The following is a 15975-nucleotide window of genomic DNA, read 5'->3' as shown; positions in this document are numbered from 1 at the left end:
TGTACTTCATCAAAGCGCATTCCTCCCGGCACTGACCCTACGGGTACAGTGCGGGGCTCCTGCGATTTCTAGCTGAGTTGCCTAAGGGGAAAAGTAGCGTAAGGAGGATCCGTCAAGCAAGATCCTTAGCACCTGGAGTTAATCTGGAAGCTGTGACGCTGCTGTTCCTGTCTCAAAGTCTCGCTTTAGTGTGGCAGGTGGCGGTTTATCCCGGAGGCTTATGTACACCAATCCCGATGAAGTCTTCCGCAAAGATGTCTGGTTGGCCCTCTTCACGTGGGGGATCCTGGAGCTGGCTTGTTTCGTGATTATCCCATTCACCGGAGCCTACGCATTCTCGCAAGTGGCGGCTTGGCTGTGGCCCTCTTTGGTTTTGGGGCCGGTGGGGGCGGTGGTGGTGGCTTTTTGTTCTAAAGTGGTGCTGGCTGCCAACAACATCCCGGATCCCAGGAGAAAACAAGCCCAGCGGCAAGTGGCTCAGGTGGTCAGTCTTTTTGGCTTTCTGGGCTTGGCATTGCCCCTCCTTCTGGCAGGATGGGTATTTGGCCGAGAGATTTTGACGACCGACTGGCAGAATAAGTTCACCAACACCAATAAGTAGAAGCTAATCTCCGACGCCCTTGCCCTCTGGGGTCGCGTCGCCCCGTCAGCGTTGCGGTTCCTCTGCACAGGCCTAGCAAGAGCGCTGCGGAACACGATACATTGGGATGCAATCACGTCAGCGTTGCGCAGCAGTCGTGCTCTGGCTTTCGTAAATCCTCGGTTTTGACGGGGATCCCATCTTCTCTGCGGATTCTTGCCTGCAGCATTGCGGGAAGGTATTTCGGATGGCTAACTACCCGATGCGAGGCCGTTCTTCTCCTGCTTCTGGCGGTTTTCCCTTGGGCACCTTGGTGGTGGTGAGTGTCTCGGTTGGGGCTCTGGCCGCCTTGGCTTGGCAGTTGTGGCAGCTCGTCGCCCCCATGTTGGCCCCCCCTGCCCCGCCTCAATTTCCGCAGGCGGTGCGCTTGGATCCCTTGCCCCGCCCAGCCAGTTTTCCCTCTCCCCCCTCTGGCCCTGCTGCAGGCACTGTTGACCCTGAGGGATTTCCCCCCGGCAGCCGTGGGCGGGTGATCGAGCCCATTGGCCTGGCAATCCGCAGCCAACCTTCTGCCGATGGAGCCTACCAAGGGGGAATTGTGGTGGGGGAAACGGTGACGGTGTTGGAGTACAGCGCCGATGGTCGTTGGCAACGGGTGCGGCGGGAGCTGAATGGACAGGAGGGCTGGGTGCGGGCTGGCAATTTGGGCCCTGTGGATGGTGTTTCAGCCTCAACTTCTCCAGCTCCCACGGTTGAACCCAACCCTGAATTAACTCCTTTGCCGGCTCGACCCCCCATGGTGGCAGTAGGTGGGCAGGGACGGGTGATTGAGCCGATTGGCTTGGCGCTGCGGGCCACTCCAGAGCGGGAGGGAACCTACATTGGTGGTGTGCCCATGAACGAGGTGGTGACGGTGCTGGGCCTCAGCGAAGATGGCCGTTGGCAGCGCATTCGCCGTCAGAATGGGCAGGAAGGTTGGGTGCGGGCGGGGAATCTGGCGCAGGAGTAGCCCTTGCCATAGGCATAGCCCTACAGATGCCCTGGTGGGGGATTGTAACACCAGGGAAGCCTGTGTTTCGCTAGAGCAGTGCCGTTTGCGTCATCGGGACCGAGTCCTTGGCAGGGGAACTGGTGAAACACACTCCATTTCGGCTTGGTGCTTCAACAAGGGATCCCTGGGGCAAGGGGTTAGCTTTACCCTTTCTGGCCCTTGGGTTGGCCTTCTCTCTAGGCGCCTGCCGACCGGCTTCTAACGCTGGAGCGGAAAAGGTCAGGCAGGAAGCACCCCTAGCCCAAGCAAAGGCAGAGATGGGTACTCTGGAGTTTTGGGCCAACGGCGAGGACTTCATTCGGGAGGGGTTTGTCTCCAAAGACGGCTGGGAACTGAGCTTTGAGCACGTGTACGTGACGCTGGCGGACATAACCGCCTACCAAACCGATCCGCCCTTTGATCCGGAAGGAAATGCAGATTTGCTGGCACGGGCATTGGTCAGCCTCTCCGGCCCCATCACGGTTGATTTGATCACGGCTCCCCCGGCGGAGCGGGCCTTACTGGGATCCCTAGAGGCACCCCCTGGCCACTACAACGCCCTGGGGTGGCGGCTGGTGCCAGCACTGGAGGGGCCGGCAAAGGGCTATTCCCTCTGGATCGAAGGCCAAGCCCGACCGACAAAGGAAGGGGCTGGGGAGATGCCGTTTGTGCTCAAGTTCAGCCCTGAGGTGGCCTTCACCTGCGGAGAGTATGTGGGGGAGGAGCGCAAAGGCTTTGTGCGCGTCGGCCAGGTGGCAGATCTGGAGGTCACCTTCCATTTCGACCACCTGTTTGGAGATGGAAGCTTGCCCCCCAACGACAGCCTCAATCAAGCAGCTCTAGGGTTTGCCCCTTTGGTGAAGTTGGATCCTGTCTCCCTGGAGCAGCGGCTGGCCGCGTCAGCGGCGCGGAGCACTGGGGGGGGATCCGACCTTCTGGAAGTGGACTGGGGGGATCTGCAGGAGGGATCCCCTGCGGCTAAGGCCGCATTGGAGCTCCTGCACCACTTGGGCCATGTGGGGGAAGGCCACTGCCGCGCTGCCTCTGGCCCTGCCCAGACAGAGTCTTCGCCCTGAAGTCTTGGCTTTTCCAAGACCGGTCGCCTGCAGAGCGTAGAGATTGTCGTCTGTCCTCAGCTAACCAATGAACCGAGTCTGGCCAAAACTTTGGATCCCTTCCTGCCGACTGAGCCTGATTGCGGCGTCGCGTCAGCGATGCGGAGCACGGTTGAGCTTGCTGGCTTTCGGCCTGCTCCTGTCTGCTCCCGCTTGGGGCCACGGGGTGGAGGCCTCTTGGCGGGCAGTTCCCGCTTTTGAGATCCAGGCCCGCTACGATTCTGGCGAACCGATGGGATCCGCCCAGGTGACGGTATTTGCGCCGACGGATCCCACTACCCCTTGGCAAGAGGGACAGACGGATGCGCGGGGACGATTTCTGCTGCAGCCGGATCCCAACCTGACGGGCCTCTGGCAGGTGCGGATTCGCCAGGTGGGGCATGGGGTGTTGGTCAACGTGCCGGTGGGCGAGGAGTTCCCTCAGACAGAAGGGATCCCCAGCGCTTCCCCACCCTTTGGGCCTTTGCAGCGGGGGGTTATGGCCGCCTGTGTCATTTGGGGCTGTCTGGGCACAGCTCTGTTCTTCTCCAGGCCCCGTCAATCTGGTTACGCAGCGGTGGAGAGCCCACCGGTTTCGGGATCTCCAGGGTCAGGAATCTCAGGCTCCCAGGCTGGCTCCTCTGCTCTGGAGTAGGACTGACCATGCACATCAGCGATGGCATTTTGCCAGCACCGCTTTGGCTAGGGGGTTATGGCATCACCGCCCTGATCACCAGCTACAGCTTGCGGCTTCTCCGTCGCGCCGGCGTTGCCGAGCAATGTCCTTGGTGGGAACGGGATCCCCGCCATATTGCTACGCAACGCTGTCGCGACCAGTTGCCCAAAGCGGCTTTGCTCACGGCTGTCTTTTTTGTGGCCTCTTCGATTCACCTGCCCTTTCCCCCGGCCAGCCTGCATCTGGTGCTGAACGGGTTGATGGGTCTGATGTTGGGGGCTTTGGCCTATCCGGCGATTGTAGTGGGCTTGTTTTTTCAGGCGGTGGCCTTTGGCCATGGGGGCCTGACCACATTGGGCATCAACGCCGCCATTATGGGGATCCCGGCGCTCCTGGCCGGTGGGATTTTTCGGGCAGGCCGTCGGGTGATGGGGGCCGGAGTGTCTGCCTTCTTGGCGGGAGCGGTTGGGGTGGGTCTAGCAGTGCTGTTGTTTTACGGGGTGGTCATGGCTGCTGTGGTTGACGCTGGCAGCGGGATCCTCTCCACAGAAGCCGGTCGTCTGGCTCTTGGGAGCTTGGTGGTGGCCCACATCCCCCTGATGGTGGTGGAGGGGTTGTTCGCCAGTTGGGTGGTGCTGTTTTTGCAGCGGGTACAACCGGCGCTGCTGGGAGAGTATGGCAAGAGATGAAGCCGGCTCAGGGATCCCTTGCTGCTGGCGCGGTCAACAATCCCATCCTCACCCCTCCAAACCCCTTTCCTGGCTGCACCGGTGGCAACCTCTGCCCAAGGTGCTGGGCCTGATGGCGCTGATGGCGGCTTTCGCCTCGGTGAGGTGCCTGGCCCTCTTGCCGCTCATCTGGGCGCTGGTGGCTGGACTGTGGAGCCTGTCGGGATTGCCTTGGAGCCTCGGGCTGAGGCGGCTGGCAGCCCCAGGGCTGTTGGTGGCAGGGTTGATGGGGATCCTACCCTTCTGGGCGGGGGAAACCATCCTGTGGCGCTGGGGATCCCTGGCTCTGCGTTGGGAGGGGCTGCAGATGGCGCTTCGCATTGGGGGGAGAGGGCTGGCCCTATTTGCCCTCACGATGCTGCTGCTGGAGACCACCCCCACATCGGAACTGTTGGCAGCTTTGCGGGCCTTGGGGATCCCAGACCTCCTGCTGGAACTGGCCTGGCTCACCCAGCGCTATTTGCAGGAGGTGTCCGCTCAGTGGCAGCAGATGCAACGGGCAGCCCGGCTGAGGGGTTGGCGACCGCGGGGATCCCTGTGGCGTCCTGGGCCGGCTTTGAGGCAAGACCTACCCTTCCTGGCTGCTTCGGTGGGCACCCTGTTGGTGCGCAGCTACGAGCGCTCGCAGAGGGTTTATCAGGCTTTGCGCCTGCGGGGCTATGGACAAGCGCCTCTGTTTCCGACGGCGGCTGGCGGGGATCCCTACAGTTGGGCGGCCACCGCGTTGGCCGTGGCTACGGCTCTATTGCTCCGCAACGCTGATGCGGCCCTCAACTAGAATAGATAAGCCTCTGGCAAGCTGCCCCCTTTTTGATGCTCAGTCCATGAATGGGTTAGAAGCGACCGTCTCCAGTTTCCCATCCGTTAAGGACTCCGTCCCGCTTACGCGAACAGCGGTGCAGCGTACAAAGGCGTCGGTTGCCGTTTTACACCTGGGCTGCGAGAAAAACCGGGTGGACACCGAGCACATGCTGGGCTTGCTGGCTCAAGCAGGCTACCGGGTGGATGGGGACGAAGAGAGTGCTGACTATGTGATCGTCAATACCTGTAGCTTCATTGAAGCAGCGCGGCGGGAGTCGGTCAGCACCCTGATGGAGTTGGCAGTACAGGGCAAGAAAATCGTTATTGCCGGCTGCTTGGCGCAACACTTCCAAGAGGAGCTGCTGCAGGAGATCCCAGAGGCCGTGGCCTTGGTAGGTACCGGCGACTACCACCAGATCGTCCAGGTGATCGAGCGGGCGGAGCGGGGAGAGCGGGTCAATGCCGTTACTTCCAGCTTGGATTACATTGCCGACGAGACCGTACCTCGCTATCGCACCACCCATGCGCCTGTGGCCTACCTACGGGTAGCCGAGGGCTGTAACTACCGCTGCTCTTTCTGCATCATCCCCCACTTGCGGGGCGACCAACGCTCTCGCTCCATCGAGTCGATCCTACGGGAAGCAGAACAACTGGCCGAAGAGGGGGTGCAGGAGCTGATTTTAATTTCCCAGATCACCACCCACTACGGGATCGATCTCTACGGGGAGCCGCGGCTGGCAGATCTCATTCGCGCCCTGGGCCAGATCCCCATTCCCTGGATCCGCATGCTCTACGCCTACCCCACGGGCATTACCCCCGCTGTGGTGGAGGCCATTCAAGAGACCGCCAATTTCCTGCCTTACCTGGATCTGCCTTTACAGCACAGCCATCCTGAGATCCTCAAGGCCATGAATCGCCCCTGGCAAGGGCAGGTCAACGACCGGGTGATCGAGCGGCTGCGCCAGGCGTTGCCCAATGCCGTGCTGCGCACCAGCTTTATCGTCGGCTTTCCTGGGGAGACGGAGGAGCACTTCCAGCATCTACTAGACTTTGTCCAGCGCCATCAGTTTGACCATGTGGGGGTGTTTACCTTTTCTCCCGAAGAGGGCACCCCTGCCTACCACCTCCCCCATCAGGTTCCAGAGGCTGTCAAACAAGAGCGCCGCGCCCGTCTAATGCAACTGCAGCAAGGCATTGCCTTCCGCCGCAACCGCGAGCAGGTGGGCCGAGTGGTACCTGTACTTTTGGAGCAGGAAAACCCCAGAACCGGCGAGTGGATTGGCCGCTCCCCTCGCTTTGCCCCCGAAGTGGACGGGGTGGTGTACGTGCGTGGGGAGGGCTCTCTGGGATCCCTGGTGCCGGTGCAGATCACCCACGCCGAGCCCTATGATCTCTTCGGTCGGGTGGTGGCAGCGCCGGAGGGTTTTAGCTGGAGCGGGCGGTAGCGGTGCAAAGCACTTTGGTAGGATCTTCATCCACGGGAGAGGAGCTGGGAATGACTACCCTTGGCGGCAGCGGGACCGAGTCTTTAGATGAGCTGAAACAGGCGGCAGCCCGGGCTGCAGTTCAAAAGGTGCAGTCGGGAATGGTGGTGGGGCTGGGCACGGGATCCACAGCCGCCTTTGCTGTCAGCGCCCTAGCAGAGCGGATGCAAAGCGAGGGTCTGCAGATCCTCGGTGTGCCCACCTCCGAGCGCACGGCTGAACAGGCCCGCTCCCTGGGGATCCCGCTGGCTACCCTAGAAGAGCAGCCGCGCCTGGATCTGGCCATCGATGGGGCCGACGAGATTGAAGTGGGATCCCTGAACCTGATCAAAGGGGCAGGAGGGGCCCTGTTGCGGGAAAAATTGGTGGAAGCCAGCGCTGCCGAGCTGATCATCATCGCCGATGCCTCTAAAAAAGTCCCGCAGTTGGGCATTCGCTTCCCGGTGCCGGTAGAGGTGGTGCGCTTTGGCTGGAAAACCACCTTGGCGCGGGTAGAGGCTCTGGGGTGCACAGCCACCTTACGGCGGAATGCCAACGGGGATCCCTACTTGACGGACGAGCAGCACTACATCCTCGACTGCCAATTCGGCCCTATGGCGGATCCTGCCAAGATCGCCGATCAACTCAAAGGGACGGTGGGGGTTGTGGAACATGGCCTGTTTATCGGCATGGCCAAAGAGGCAATCATCGCCCTCCCGACTGGGATCGAAACGCTGCAACCCAGCTGACAACTTCCTATACCCAGTCGTGTATTGGCGTTGCCCAGGAACTGGGTTTACAGCTTTTTCCGACTTCATGGGAGTTCCGTAGCCAAGCGGGAGCCTTCCCACGCAAGAGATTGATTGACACTGGCTGTGGCAAACAACGCTGAAAAAAGCTGTACAGCTATCCCCAACTCCCCTCTCCCCTTGGGAGAGGGGCTGGGGGTGAGGGGGAGCGCTTGGGAAATGTCTCAATCGGGTCTGAAATGACCATAGACGAAGAGGCTGTAGGCGAATTGGAGTTTCTGCCCGATGCTGACCTTACGAACTGTGGCTGACCTGCTGCAAACTCCCCTGCAGGGGGATCCCCATTTGTTGGGTCTTCCCGTCCAAGCCATTTGCACCGACAGCCGCCAATTGCAGCCGGGGTCAGTCTTTGTGGCGCTGCGGGGGGAACGGTTTGATGGACACAACTTTATTCCACAAGCTTTGGCAAGGGGGGCCGTTGCCGTCATCAGCCAGCGTCCGGTGGCCGGGCCCCATTTTCAAGTCTCAGATACCCTAGCTGCCTACCAGCGCATCGCCAGAGGCTGGCGGGAGCAGTTTCCCCCCCCCATACTGGCCATCACGGGCTCAGCAGGCAAAACCACCACCAAGGAAATGTTGGCGGCTGCCCTATCCCGCTACGGCACAGTTCTCAAAACTGAAGCCAACCACAACAACGACATCGGGGTTGCTCAAACACTGCTCCAGATGCAACCGGAGCATCAGTTTGTGGTTCTGGAAATGGCCATGCGCGGCCCCGGAGAAATTCGCCGGCTGGCTCAGATGGCTCAACCCACCCACGCTCTGATCACCCATATCGGCACCGCCCACATCGGCAGACTGGGATCCCGCGCGGCCATTGCCGCCGCCAAGTGCGAGCTGCTGCAGGAGCTAGGGCAGGGAGTGGCTCTGCTGAATGGAGAAGATCCCTTGTTGTTGTCCACTGCCGCCGGCCTGTGGTCGGGACAAACCCTTACCTATGGTCTGGATCAGGGGGACTTACGAGGAGAATGGGATCCCCAAGCCCAAACGGTAACCGTGGAGGGCCTAACGCTGCCGGTGCCTCTGCCGGGAAGGCATCATGCCCTCAACTGGATGGGGGTGCTGGCTGCTTTGCGCAGCTTGGGGCTGGATTGGGAGCGGCTCCGAGAACCCATCGCCTTGCCCACCCATCTGGAGGGGCGCAACCGCCATCTCAAGCTGGCGGGAGATGTGGAAATCTGGGATGAAACCTACAATGCCTCGCCGGAAGCGATGATTGCGGCTCTGCACCTATTGGCTCAAACCCCGGGGAAACGGCGCTGGGCTATTCTCGGCCCGATGCGGGAATTGGGAGAGCATGCACCTCAGCTCTATGCGGAGGTGGGTCGGGCGGCTGCCCCTTTGGGGCTGGATCGGGTCTTGCTCTTGGATCCCGAAGGAGAAATGCAACCGCTGCTCGACCAAAAACCGGCAGCCCAGGCAGAACGCTGCGAGGAGGTATCCGAACTGCTGGAAGTCTTGCTGCATCAGGTACAAGCCGGGGATCGGCTGCTGTTCAAGGCAGCGCGAGCTGTTGAGCTGGATCGGGTGCTGCGCCGCTTTTTGCAGGAGTGGCAGGCATAGGCTAAACTGAGGGATATATCGATGGAAATCCCGCGTCCCTCGGTTGAGAGGAGATCAATCCAAGCCGAGTTCATTCCTCGTCGATAACTGCCCTTTTTCCGTACGGCATGTACTACCACAATCCCTCTCTGCGCGAAGAGCCCCGCGATCAGCCGCCAACGGTGGTGCCCTCTCCTAGCAGCCTCTCCATTCTTGACTGGTTGCGCAAAGAGGGCCGGTTGATCGAGCAGCCCATTGAGGTCCCTGAGATGATTTTGGAAGAAGACATCGACGATATCGACGATTTGATCGGGGACGACTACGACGAAGACTTCGAGCCGGAAGAAGAGTAAGCACAACTGCCAGGATTATTACGAGCTCGTTAACTCATTTATCCCTTTGCTCGGCACCGTGAGGGTGTTATTTTTTGTGCTGCCGCTGGATAGACAGCTCGAGCAAACAAAACAGTACAGTCGTTTCAGGTTAGAGTGAGACGCCTGAGCTACCAAGAAAAGTCTTCCAGCCCCGCGCATTCAACGCTTCAGGTGTGGGTGCAGCGTTTTAGTTTGAATCAGAATGACTATAGATGCAGACAAACGTAACTGATCCCTCAGCCTCAAGGGATCCTTTTTCAGCCTGTTTTGGATTGCTCACCACCACCCTGCGATGATTGTTGCAAATCTAACCTTAGTGGAAGATACCCCCGCAGCCTTTGTAAGAAAGCATCTTGGGGCAGTAGAAACATCTTTTTCGGGGACTTTTTTCGATTTCTCACTTACCATGCAGTCCCGGCAAAGTTCTCTCCACCTCTTTGGAAGCTGGGGAAGTGGTTACGGTCGAGGGATCCCCTGTGGAAATCTCTTTGGCTGATGGTGTCAAGGTCAACGATGCTAATGTGGTAACAGCCGACATTGAAGCTTCCAACGGCGTGATCCACGTCATCGACAAGGTGATCTTGCCTCCACAAGGGTGACCTACCAACGCCATGGATTCTAGGCCCTTCAGGGTCTAGCCCTCTGGCAGCCCCTGCTCTGGTGGCGGGGGTTTTGTATTGGGATCCCCAGCTATTCCGTTCTTTGGGCAAGGGATCCCCAATTTCATAGGTCGATGCCAACGCTGGAAGCGTAGATCGCCTCCACCGACACGCCGGACACCCGTTGAGGACGCACGATCATGTACTCATTGTCCATTTGCTTGGGCAAGGTGATGAACTCTTCGCCGCCCACCATGAGGTTGTTGATCAGCTCGGTGTATTCTCTGGCTTCTTTGACCCGTACCTGCATGGTTTGTCCACCTTCAAGCATGATGTGGACAAGATATCCGTCAGGTTTTCTGGCCATGGATGCTCCTGCTGGGTGAACCGAAGGGTATTCCTACGAATATTATTCCCCCTTTCGAGACCCCTAACCAACCCCTGACTCTTCCGTGAAATCTAGAATTGAGCTGCGCCAAACCGAATTCCAAGCCGTAGCATAGTGAAAGTGAAATGTGCCCATTTTAATCTTCCTCGCGCTCCATGCCCCATTTGCCTGATGTTTCTGCCGCCCACCGTGAGCTGGAGTGGAACGGAGTTCCTTCCACGCCGACAAACGACGCCCAACCCCTAAGCCGCCCTACTGTGAAGGATCCCATCACCGCCCGTTCCGACATCATCGCCGTCGGGGGAGCAGAGGACAAGGAAAATGAGCGCCACATCCTTTGGGAATTCTTCCGCCGAGCGGGGGGAAAGTCTGCCCACATCACCATCGTGCCCGCGGCTTCTGGGATCCCGGCGGTGCTGGGGGAGATCTACGCCAACATTTTTCAGCAGATGGGGGCAGCCAGCCTCCAAGTTCTGGATATCCGCAGCCCGATGGAGGCAAGGGATCCCGATAACGTTGAGAAAATTCGCTTCTCCACTGGCATCTACTTTACGGGTGGGGATCAGGAGCGGCTGGCGGAGGTGCTGGCCCACAGCGAGCTGATGGAGGCCATTCGACAGCAGTGGCAGCGGGGGCAGACGGTGATTGCCGGAACCAGCGCCGGAGCTTCTGCGTTGGGGCAGCAGATGATCTCCCGCGGCTACAGCGGAGAACCGCCCACGCCGGCAATTGTAACGGTGAAGACGGGCTTGGGCCTTTTGCCTCGCGTCATCATCGATCAACATTTCCATCAGCGCAATCGCCTGGTGCGGCTGGTCACGGCGGTGGCCCACTATCCCCAATGTTTGGGTATCGGCATTGATGAGAATACGGCGGTGGTGATCCAGGCCAACGATGTGATGGAGGTGATCGGCTTGGGGACGGTGACGATTGTGGACGGGACGCAACTGTACTCGACCGTTCAGGAGGCGGCAGCGAATGAGTATTTTCGGCTGCACAATGCCCGCATTCACTTTTTGCCGCCGGGATCCCGATTCGATCTCAACACCTTGTCTCCACTCTGACTGCTGAAATGTGACTGCTGAAAACTTTGTCCTGCCAAGGCGGCTGGACTGGCGCAACCTCAACACCCTCTGGGGATCCCTATTGGCCGAAACCTTGAGTCGGCTGGGTTGCCGTTTGGCGGTGGTGTGTCCGGGATCCCGCTCAGCCCCCCTGACCTACGCCCTGGCCCAGCACCCCGACATCGAGGCGATCCCGGTGCTGGATGAGCGGTCGGCAGCCTTTTTTGCGCTGGGGTTGGCCCAGCAAACCCGGCGGCCCATTCCCCTGGTGTGTACTTCCGGCAGCGCTGGCGCTCACTTTTTCCCAGCTCTCATCGAGGCGGCAGAAAGTGGCTGGCCGCTTTTGGTTTTGACGGCGGATCGGCCCCCGGAGCTGCGCCACTGCCGCGCCGGCCAAGCGATTGACCAGGTGAAGCTCTACGTCCATTACCCCAACTGGCAGGCGGAGTTGGCCCTGCCCAGCGCGGATCCAGAAGCCCTGGCCTACTTGCGCCAGACCCTGGTTCACGCCTGGGAGCGCACCCTTTACCCTTTTCCCGGCCCGGTGCATTTAAATGTGCCTTTCCGGGATCCCTTGGCTCCCATTGCCGATGGCAGCACTGCGCCGCTGCTCCATCTACAGGAAGATCCGGAGTTCGAGAAGACCTTTTTTCGTGGAGTTGCTCCTCCATGCACCGGCTCTTCCTTGCAGGCGGTGCGGAGCCCTTTTCAGACGGAGACGGTTTCTTTTTGGCAGGAGTGGCGCAGCTGTGAGCGGGGGGTGATCTTGGCGGGGCCGGCTCAACCGCTGGATCCCCAGCGCTATGTGGAGGCAGTGGCCCGTTTGGCGACGGCTTTGGGCTGGCCGGTTCTGGCCGAGGGGCTCTCTCCCCTGCGCAACTACGCTTCCCTCAACCCCTATCTCATCACCACCTACGACCTCATCCTGCAGCGGGATCGGCCCCAGCTTTGGCCGGAGCAAGTCATCCAACTGGGATCCCTGCCCACCAGCAAAGCGCTGCGGCAAACCCTGGCCAAGGTTGCTCCCCGCGTTTGGCGGTTGGATCCCCGCCCTGAGAATGGGGATCCCCTGCACAACCCCACCACCCACTTGCCTTTCGCCGTAGAGGAGTGGGTCGCCGGGATCCCAGAAGCACCGGCCAAGCGAACAACTTTTCTGCAGGGCTGGCTGACAGCGGAAGCGCAAATCCGGACCGCCTTAGACCAGGCTATGGCTGACCTGCCGGAGTGGTTTGAGGGTAGGATAGCCTGGTGGCTGGCCCGCCACCTGCCGCCAGAGACGCCGCTATTCATTGCCAACAGCACGCCGGTGCGGGATGTGGAGTGGTTTTGGCCCCCCAACGACCGCCGCATCCGGCCCTACTTCAACCGCGGCACCAACGGCATCGATGGCCTTCTCTCTACCGCCTTCGGGGTGGCCCACCGGCAGCGCCCGACGGTGTTGCTAACCGGGGATCTGGCCTTTTTGCACGACTGCGGCGGCCTGCGGCTTGGCCCTCACCTGCAGGGATCCCTGACCATTCTCCTCATCAACAACCAGGGGGGTGGGATTTTCGAGGTGCTGCCCATTGCTGAAGTGGGCCGTCAAGGGCCAGATCCGCCCTTTGAGCCCTACTTTGCTACTCCCCAGTCGGTGGATCTTGCCCTCCTCTGCCAAGCCCACGGCATTCCCCACCGGCGGGTGGAAAGCTGGCAGGAGCTGGCCCAAGCTTTGGATCCCTTGCCTGCCCAAGGGGTGCGGGTGTTGGAGATCCTTACGGATCGCAAGGCCGATGCTCAGCGGCGGCGGGACTGGTTTCAACAGTGGTCGGAGCTGCCATCCAAGCCTTGACCTGCTTCCAGATCTGCTCCGGCAAATCCTCAGCTTCGCAGTCCAGCCACAGGGCCACGCATCGACCCCTTCCCGACAGGGTGCCGTAGGCATGGCCCTTTTGGATCCCCAGCATGGCTCGAAACCAAGTCATCTGCCGTTTGGCAAATTGGCGGGTGCGCCGCACAATCAGGGGCTGCAGCTCGGCTTCCGGGATCCGCCCCTCCAGGTAAGCGCCGATCTCCGCATAGCCCAAGGTCTGCAAGAGGGGTAAGTCTGGCCCGTAGCGCTCCCGCAGGGTTTTCACCTCCTCGATCCACCCTCGCTCCATCATCTCCGCCGTGCGCCGGGCAATGCGTTGTTCCAAACGGGGCATTGGGCAGCGCAGCCCCAGGATCAAGATGGGGTAATGGGGGGGATGAGCCCGCCTTAGGCTGGAAGCCGGCTTCCCAGTGGCGTAAACGATCTCCAAAGCCCGCAGCGTGCGCACCGCGTCATGGGGATGAATGTGCTGGGCGGCAACGGGATCCAACTGCTGCAGCCAGGCGTAGCGGATCTCAGGGGGCCAAGTTTCCAGTTGTCTTCTCAGTTGGGGCTGCGGAGGTACCGCAGGGATCCCCAGGCCGGAGGTTACCGACTGGATGTAGAGACCGGTGCCCCCCACCAGGATGGGCGTCTGTCCCTGCCGATGGGCCTCGGCGATGCGGGTTTGGGCCGCCTGTTGGAACTCGGCCACCGTGTAGGTGTGGCGGGGATCCACAAAGTCAATCAGCTCGTGGGGCCAGAGAGCCCGCTCAGCAGGGGTGGGCTTGGCCGTGCCGATGTCGAACTCGCGGTAGACCTGGCGAGAGTCCGCATTCAACAACGGGGATCCCAGCCGTTGGGCCAAAAGCAGTGCCTGTCGAGATTTCCCGGTGGCCGTGGGGCCGGCAATGACGATCACTCCCGGCCATCCTGGCCGGTCGGAAGCTGCTGCAGCGGGAATGCCATTCTCGAGAGTTGCACTCATTTCGTTCGCGTCAGCGGCGCGGAGTACCTTAGTTTCGAGACATTCAGGATCTGCAAGAAAATTCACGCAAGGCAACAGGTTAAAATTTTCAAGAGGCTTTGGCTCTTTGGCTACAATAGAGCTTCCATCGCGTCAGCGGTGCAGAGCACTCTAGCTTCACCTTTTTTCCGGCTTTTCGGGGTTCTCGGTGATCTCATCTTACGTCCCTGCTTCTACTGGGTTGGGCGGCAGTTGCCCACAGCTCAGGCTACCTCTACAGATACAGATGCTCACCCCTCTGCTGCTTGCTTCGGCAAGACGTGGTCTTAGCTGTCTTGGCCGGGCGGTTGGGGCAGGGATCCTGACAGTTTTGTTGGCGTGGGAACCTTGCCCGGCGCTGGGGGAAACCTTGGTGCTCAAGCAGGGAGAAGTGCGCACTCTGCCCCTGCTGCAAACCCGGGCTCGGCTGCCCTTGCAAATGGAAATGCTCTATCTGGGCATGGTCGAGGAGCGCTTCTTGAGCTACGCCCGCGCCAACAATTGGGAGACCATTTCCAGCGACCGGGAGGATCCCCGTTGGAGCCGCTGGCAACTGCGCCCTGGGGGGGAGGCTCTTTATCTGCCCGATTCTCCCCCGTCCCAGAATTCCTCGGAGCCGCCCATCTACGCCCGTGGGTTTTATGTGCAAGCCTATTTTGTCGGCGGGCGCCTGGCGGGAATGCACCTGATTCGCAACCCTGAAGAGCCGGGCTTCAACTTGACAGCCCTGCAAAGGGTGATCCGCGCCTGGTTTCCCGATAATCGCCTGATGTTGTATTACCAAGTGTTGCCAGAGGATCCCGAGCAGCAGGTGCTGGGCGCCTATCTGGGCACCATTCCTCCCCCCTACCTTGCCGATATTCGGCGCAACCGCGTGCCTTTTTGTCAGACTTTTCTCAGCCCCACTTCGCCGCAGCCGATCATCCCACCCTCCGTCGATGGGCCTCCCCATTGCCTGGGCACAACTGCCGTCAACAGCGGGACGGGGCCTTACGCTGCCCAGAAAGGGGCTGCTGCTTTGCGCTAAAGGCACGTGAGGAGTTGGCTCAGCGCAGCGCTGGGGTCAAGCCGGATTTCAGTAAGGGAGCAGTTTCCTTCAAAATGAACTGTCACCTTAAACTGTCACCAGCTCGGGACGGCGGCTGTTGCGAATGCTGCGAATGGCTTCTGCATAGTCTTTGGCCTTGAACACTGCCGAACCGGCCACAATGGCATTGGCTCCTGCTTCAATCACCTGCCAAGCGTTGCTGGCTTTGATGCCGCCATCCACCTCGATCCAGGGATCCAGGCCGCGCTCATCACACATGGCCCGTAACTGGCGAATTTTGGGCACCACTGCTGGAATAAAGCTCTGGCCGCCAAAGCCGGGGTTGACACTCATGATCAACACCAGATCCACCAGATCCAGCACGTATTGGATCAGCTCCAAAGGGCTGGCCGGATTGAGCACCACGCCCGCTTGCTTGCCCAGATCCTTGATTTGGCTGAGGGTGCGGTGCAGGTGAATGGTGGAGCTGGACTCTGCGTGCACGGAAATAATGTCGGCCCCTGCCTTGGCAAAATCCGCCACATAGTTCTCCGGCTCTACAATCATCAGGTGGACGTCCAGGGGCTTGGCCGTCACCGGGCGCAGGGCTTCCACCACCAACGGGCCGATGGTGATGTTGGGCACAAAGCGGCCATCCATCACATCCACATGGATCCAGTCGGCCCCCGCCTCATCCACTGCCCGTACTTCCTCCCCCAACCGGCTGAAATCGGCTGAAAGGATGGAAGGGGTGATCACAATCGGCTTTTGCCCAGAGGTCGCTGACGGCTGCACCATGGTGAGTCCTGGGGATTGAAAACAGAGAAACGGAGAAACCTGCTCCTCTATGGTACGGGGTTTGATCCCCTTTGCAAAGCGTCATATCCCCTGATACATTTACGCTGAACACTGCTGAACATCACTGTTCAACTATGCAGCGATAGCATTCTGTTTGTTTCCAAA

At 60.2% G+C, this 15975-nt stretch carries 17 protein-coding genes; 14 read left to right on the top strand and 3 right to left on the bottom strand.

What is annotated here, in order from left to right:
- Positions 1–220: 220 nt before the first annotated feature.
- The 11 genes from NW828_RS11670 to NW828_RS11620 all read left to right on the top strand — a co-directional run bounded on the left by NW828_RS11670 (position 221) and on the right by NW828_RS11620 (position 9696).
- Complete coding sequence (locus NW828_RS11670) at positions 221–601, top strand: hypothetical protein (RefSeq protein WP_011433618.1); 381 nt, start codon at positions 221–223, stop codon at positions 599–601.
- A 226-nt stretch (positions 602–827) separates the two neighbouring features.
- Positions 828–1589 carry an SH3 domain-containing protein gene (locus NW828_RS11665; protein ID WP_414384034.1) on the top strand — a complete coding sequence of 254 codons (762 nt, stop codon included), beginning with the start codon at positions 828–830 and terminating at the stop codon, positions 1587–1589.
- 299 nt (positions 1590–1888) lie between these two features.
- On the top strand, positions 1889–2686 hold the full coding sequence (locus tag NW828_RS11660; protein WP_414384032.1) for a hypothetical protein: 798 nt from the start codon (positions 1889–1891) through the stop codon (positions 2684–2686).
- Positions 2687–2837: 151 nt separating this feature from the next.
- Positions 2838–3359: a hypothetical protein gene (locus NW828_RS11655; RefSeq protein ID WP_414384030.1), complete on the top strand. Its 522-nt coding sequence runs from the start codon at positions 2838–2840 to the stop codon at positions 3357–3359.
- 8 nt (positions 3360–3367) lie between these two features.
- The gene (gene cbiM / locus NW828_RS11650; protein ID WP_414330636.1) at positions 3368–4069 is read left to right on the top strand and encodes a cobalt transporter CbiM; all 702 of its coding nucleotides are present in this window, start codon (positions 3368–3370) and stop codon (positions 4067–4069) included.
- Positions 4056–4886 (top strand): cobalt ECF transporter T component CbiQ, encoded by an 831-nt coding sequence (cbiQ, locus tag NW828_RS11645; RefSeq protein WP_414384028.1) that lies wholly within the window; start codon positions 4056–4058, stop codon positions 4884–4886. The genes cbiM and cbiQ overlap by 14 nt, the downstream gene beginning before the upstream one ends.
- 46 nt (positions 4887–4932) lie before the next feature.
- Complete coding sequence (gene rimO / locus NW828_RS11640; RefSeq protein ID WP_414384026.1) at positions 4933–6354, top strand: 30S ribosomal protein S12 methylthiotransferase RimO; 1422 nt, start codon at positions 4933–4935, stop codon at positions 6352–6354.
- 50 nt (positions 6355–6404) lie between these two features.
- A complete protein-coding gene (gene rpiA, locus NW828_RS11635) occupies positions 6405–7121 on the top strand; it encodes a ribose 5-phosphate isomerase A (RefSeq protein WP_414342421.1) in 717 nt (238 codons plus the stop codon).
- A gap of 285 nt (positions 7122–7406) precedes the next feature.
- Positions 7407–8744: a UDP-N-acetylmuramoyl-tripeptide--D-alanyl-D-alanine ligase gene (locus NW828_RS11630; protein WP_414384024.1), complete on the top strand. Its 1338-nt coding sequence runs from the start codon at positions 7407–7409 to the stop codon at positions 8742–8744.
- 107 nt (positions 8745–8851) lie between these two features.
- Entirely contained in the window at positions 8852–9076 is a 225-nt protein-coding gene (locus tag NW828_RS11625; RefSeq protein ID WP_011433626.1) for a DUF3134 family protein, read from the top strand.
- Positions 9077–9549: 473 nt separating this feature from the next.
- Positions 9550–9696: a fasciclin domain-containing protein gene (locus NW828_RS11620; protein WP_414384022.1), complete on the top strand. Its 147-nt coding sequence runs from the start codon at positions 9550–9552 to the stop codon at positions 9694–9696.
- 124 nt (positions 9697–9820) lie between these two features.
- Here NW828_RS11620 and NW828_RS11615 read toward each other — a convergent pair whose 3' ends face one another.
- Complete coding sequence (locus tag NW828_RS11615) at positions 9821–10063, bottom strand: hypothetical protein (RefSeq protein WP_011433628.1); 243 nt, start codon at positions 10061–10063, stop codon at positions 9821–9823.
- A 176-nt stretch (positions 10064–10239) separates the two neighbouring features.
- Between NW828_RS11615 and NW828_RS11610 the strand changes: the two genes are divergently transcribed.
- Both NW828_RS11610 and menD read left to right on the top strand, forming a co-directional pair.
- On the top strand, positions 10240–11148 hold the full coding sequence (locus NW828_RS11610; RefSeq protein ID WP_414384020.1) for a cyanophycinase: 909 nt from the start codon (positions 10240–10242) through the stop codon (positions 11146–11148).
- Positions 11149–11158: 10 nt separating this feature from the next.
- The gene (gene menD, locus NW828_RS11605; RefSeq protein ID WP_414384018.1) at positions 11159–12979 is read left to right on the top strand and encodes a 2-succinyl-5-enolpyruvyl-6-hydroxy-3-cyclohexene-1-carboxylic-acid synthase; all 1821 of its coding nucleotides are present in this window, start codon (positions 11159–11161) and stop codon (positions 12977–12979) included.
- On the opposite strand, the gene miaA is transcribed toward menD, so the two are convergent.
- The gene (gene miaA, locus NW828_RS11600; RefSeq protein ID WP_414384016.1) at positions 12903–13967 is read right to left on the bottom strand and encodes a tRNA (adenosine(37)-N6)-dimethylallyltransferase MiaA; all 1065 of its coding nucleotides are present in this window, start codon (positions 13965–13967) and stop codon (positions 12903–12905) included. The two genes, menD and miaA, sit on opposite strands and share 77 nt — an antisense overlap.
- Before the next feature lie 265 nt (positions 13968–14232).
- Here miaA and NW828_RS11595 point away from each other — a divergent pair, with 265 nt between their 5' ends.
- A complete protein-coding gene (locus tag NW828_RS11595; RefSeq protein WP_414384015.1) occupies positions 14233–15012 on the top strand; it encodes a hypothetical protein in 780 nt (259 codons plus the stop codon).
- A gap of 87 nt (positions 15013–15099) precedes the next feature.
- Here NW828_RS11595 and rpe read toward each other — a convergent pair whose 3' ends face one another.
- Positions 15100–15810, bottom strand: a complete 711-nt coding sequence (gene rpe, locus NW828_RS11590; RefSeq protein WP_414384014.1) for a ribulose-phosphate 3-epimerase — start codon at positions 15808–15810, stop codon at positions 15100–15102.
- Positions 15811–15975: the final 165 nt, after the last annotated feature.

Source organism: Synechococcus sp. W55.2, assembly GCF_047461635.1.
Lineage (GTDB): Bacteria > Cyanobacteriota > Cyanobacteriia > Thermostichales > Thermostichaceae > Thermostichus.
Note: the sequence above shows the minus strand (reverse complement) of the source record. Positions and strands in the feature narration are given on the sequence as shown.

Excerpts from the sequence above, each read along its gene's own strand:
- rpiA (WP_414342421.1), top strand. The coding sequence starts at position 6,405 with ATGACTACCCTTGGCGGCAGCGGGACCGAGTCTTTAGATGAGCTGAAA.
- NW828_RS11595 (WP_414384015.1), top strand. The coding sequence starts at position 14,233 with ATGCTCACCCCTCTGCTGCTTGCTTCGGCAAGACGTGGTCTTAGCTGT.
- NW828_RS11665 (WP_414384034.1), top strand. The coding sequence starts at position 828 with ATGGCTAACTACCCGATGCGAGGCCGTTCTTCTCCTGCTTCTGGCGGT.
- rimO (WP_414384026.1), top strand. The coding sequence starts at position 4,933 with ATGAATGGGTTAGAAGCGACCGTCTCCAGTTTCCCATCCGTTAAGGAC.
- NW828_RS11615 (WP_011433628.1), bottom strand. The coding sequence starts at position 10,063 with ATGGCCAGAAAACCTGACGGATATCTTGTCCACATCATGCTTGAAGGT.
- NW828_RS11630 (WP_414384024.1), top strand. The coding sequence starts at position 7,407 with ATGCTGACCTTACGAACTGTGGCTGACCTGCTGCAAACTCCCCTGCAG.
- cbiM (WP_414330636.1), top strand. The coding sequence starts at position 3,368 with ATGCACATCAGCGATGGCATTTTGCCAGCACCGCTTTGGCTAGGGGGT.
- NW828_RS11660 (WP_414384032.1), top strand. The coding sequence starts at position 1,889 with ATGGGTACTCTGGAGTTTTGGGCCAACGGCGAGGACTTCATTCGGGAG.
- NW828_RS11625 (WP_011433626.1), top strand. The coding sequence starts at position 8,852 with ATGTACTACCACAATCCCTCTCTGCGCGAAGAGCCCCGCGATCAGCCG.
- NW828_RS11610 (WP_414384020.1), top strand. The coding sequence starts at position 10,240 with ATGCCCCATTTGCCTGATGTTTCTGCCGCCCACCGTGAGCTGGAGTGG.
- NW828_RS11670 (WP_011433618.1), top strand. The coding sequence starts at position 221 with ATGTACACCAATCCCGATGAAGTCTTCCGCAAAGATGTCTGGTTGGCC.
- miaA (WP_414384016.1), bottom strand. The coding sequence starts at position 13,967 with ATGAGTGCAACTCTCGAGAATGGCATTCCCGCTGCAGCAGCTTCCGAC.
- cbiQ (WP_414384028.1), top strand. The coding sequence starts at position 4,056 with ATGGCAAGAGATGAAGCCGGCTCAGGGATCCCTTGCTGCTGGCGCGGT.
- rpe (WP_414384014.1), bottom strand. The coding sequence starts at position 15,810 with ATGGTGCAGCCGTCAGCGACCTCTGGGCAAAAGCCGATTGTGATCACC.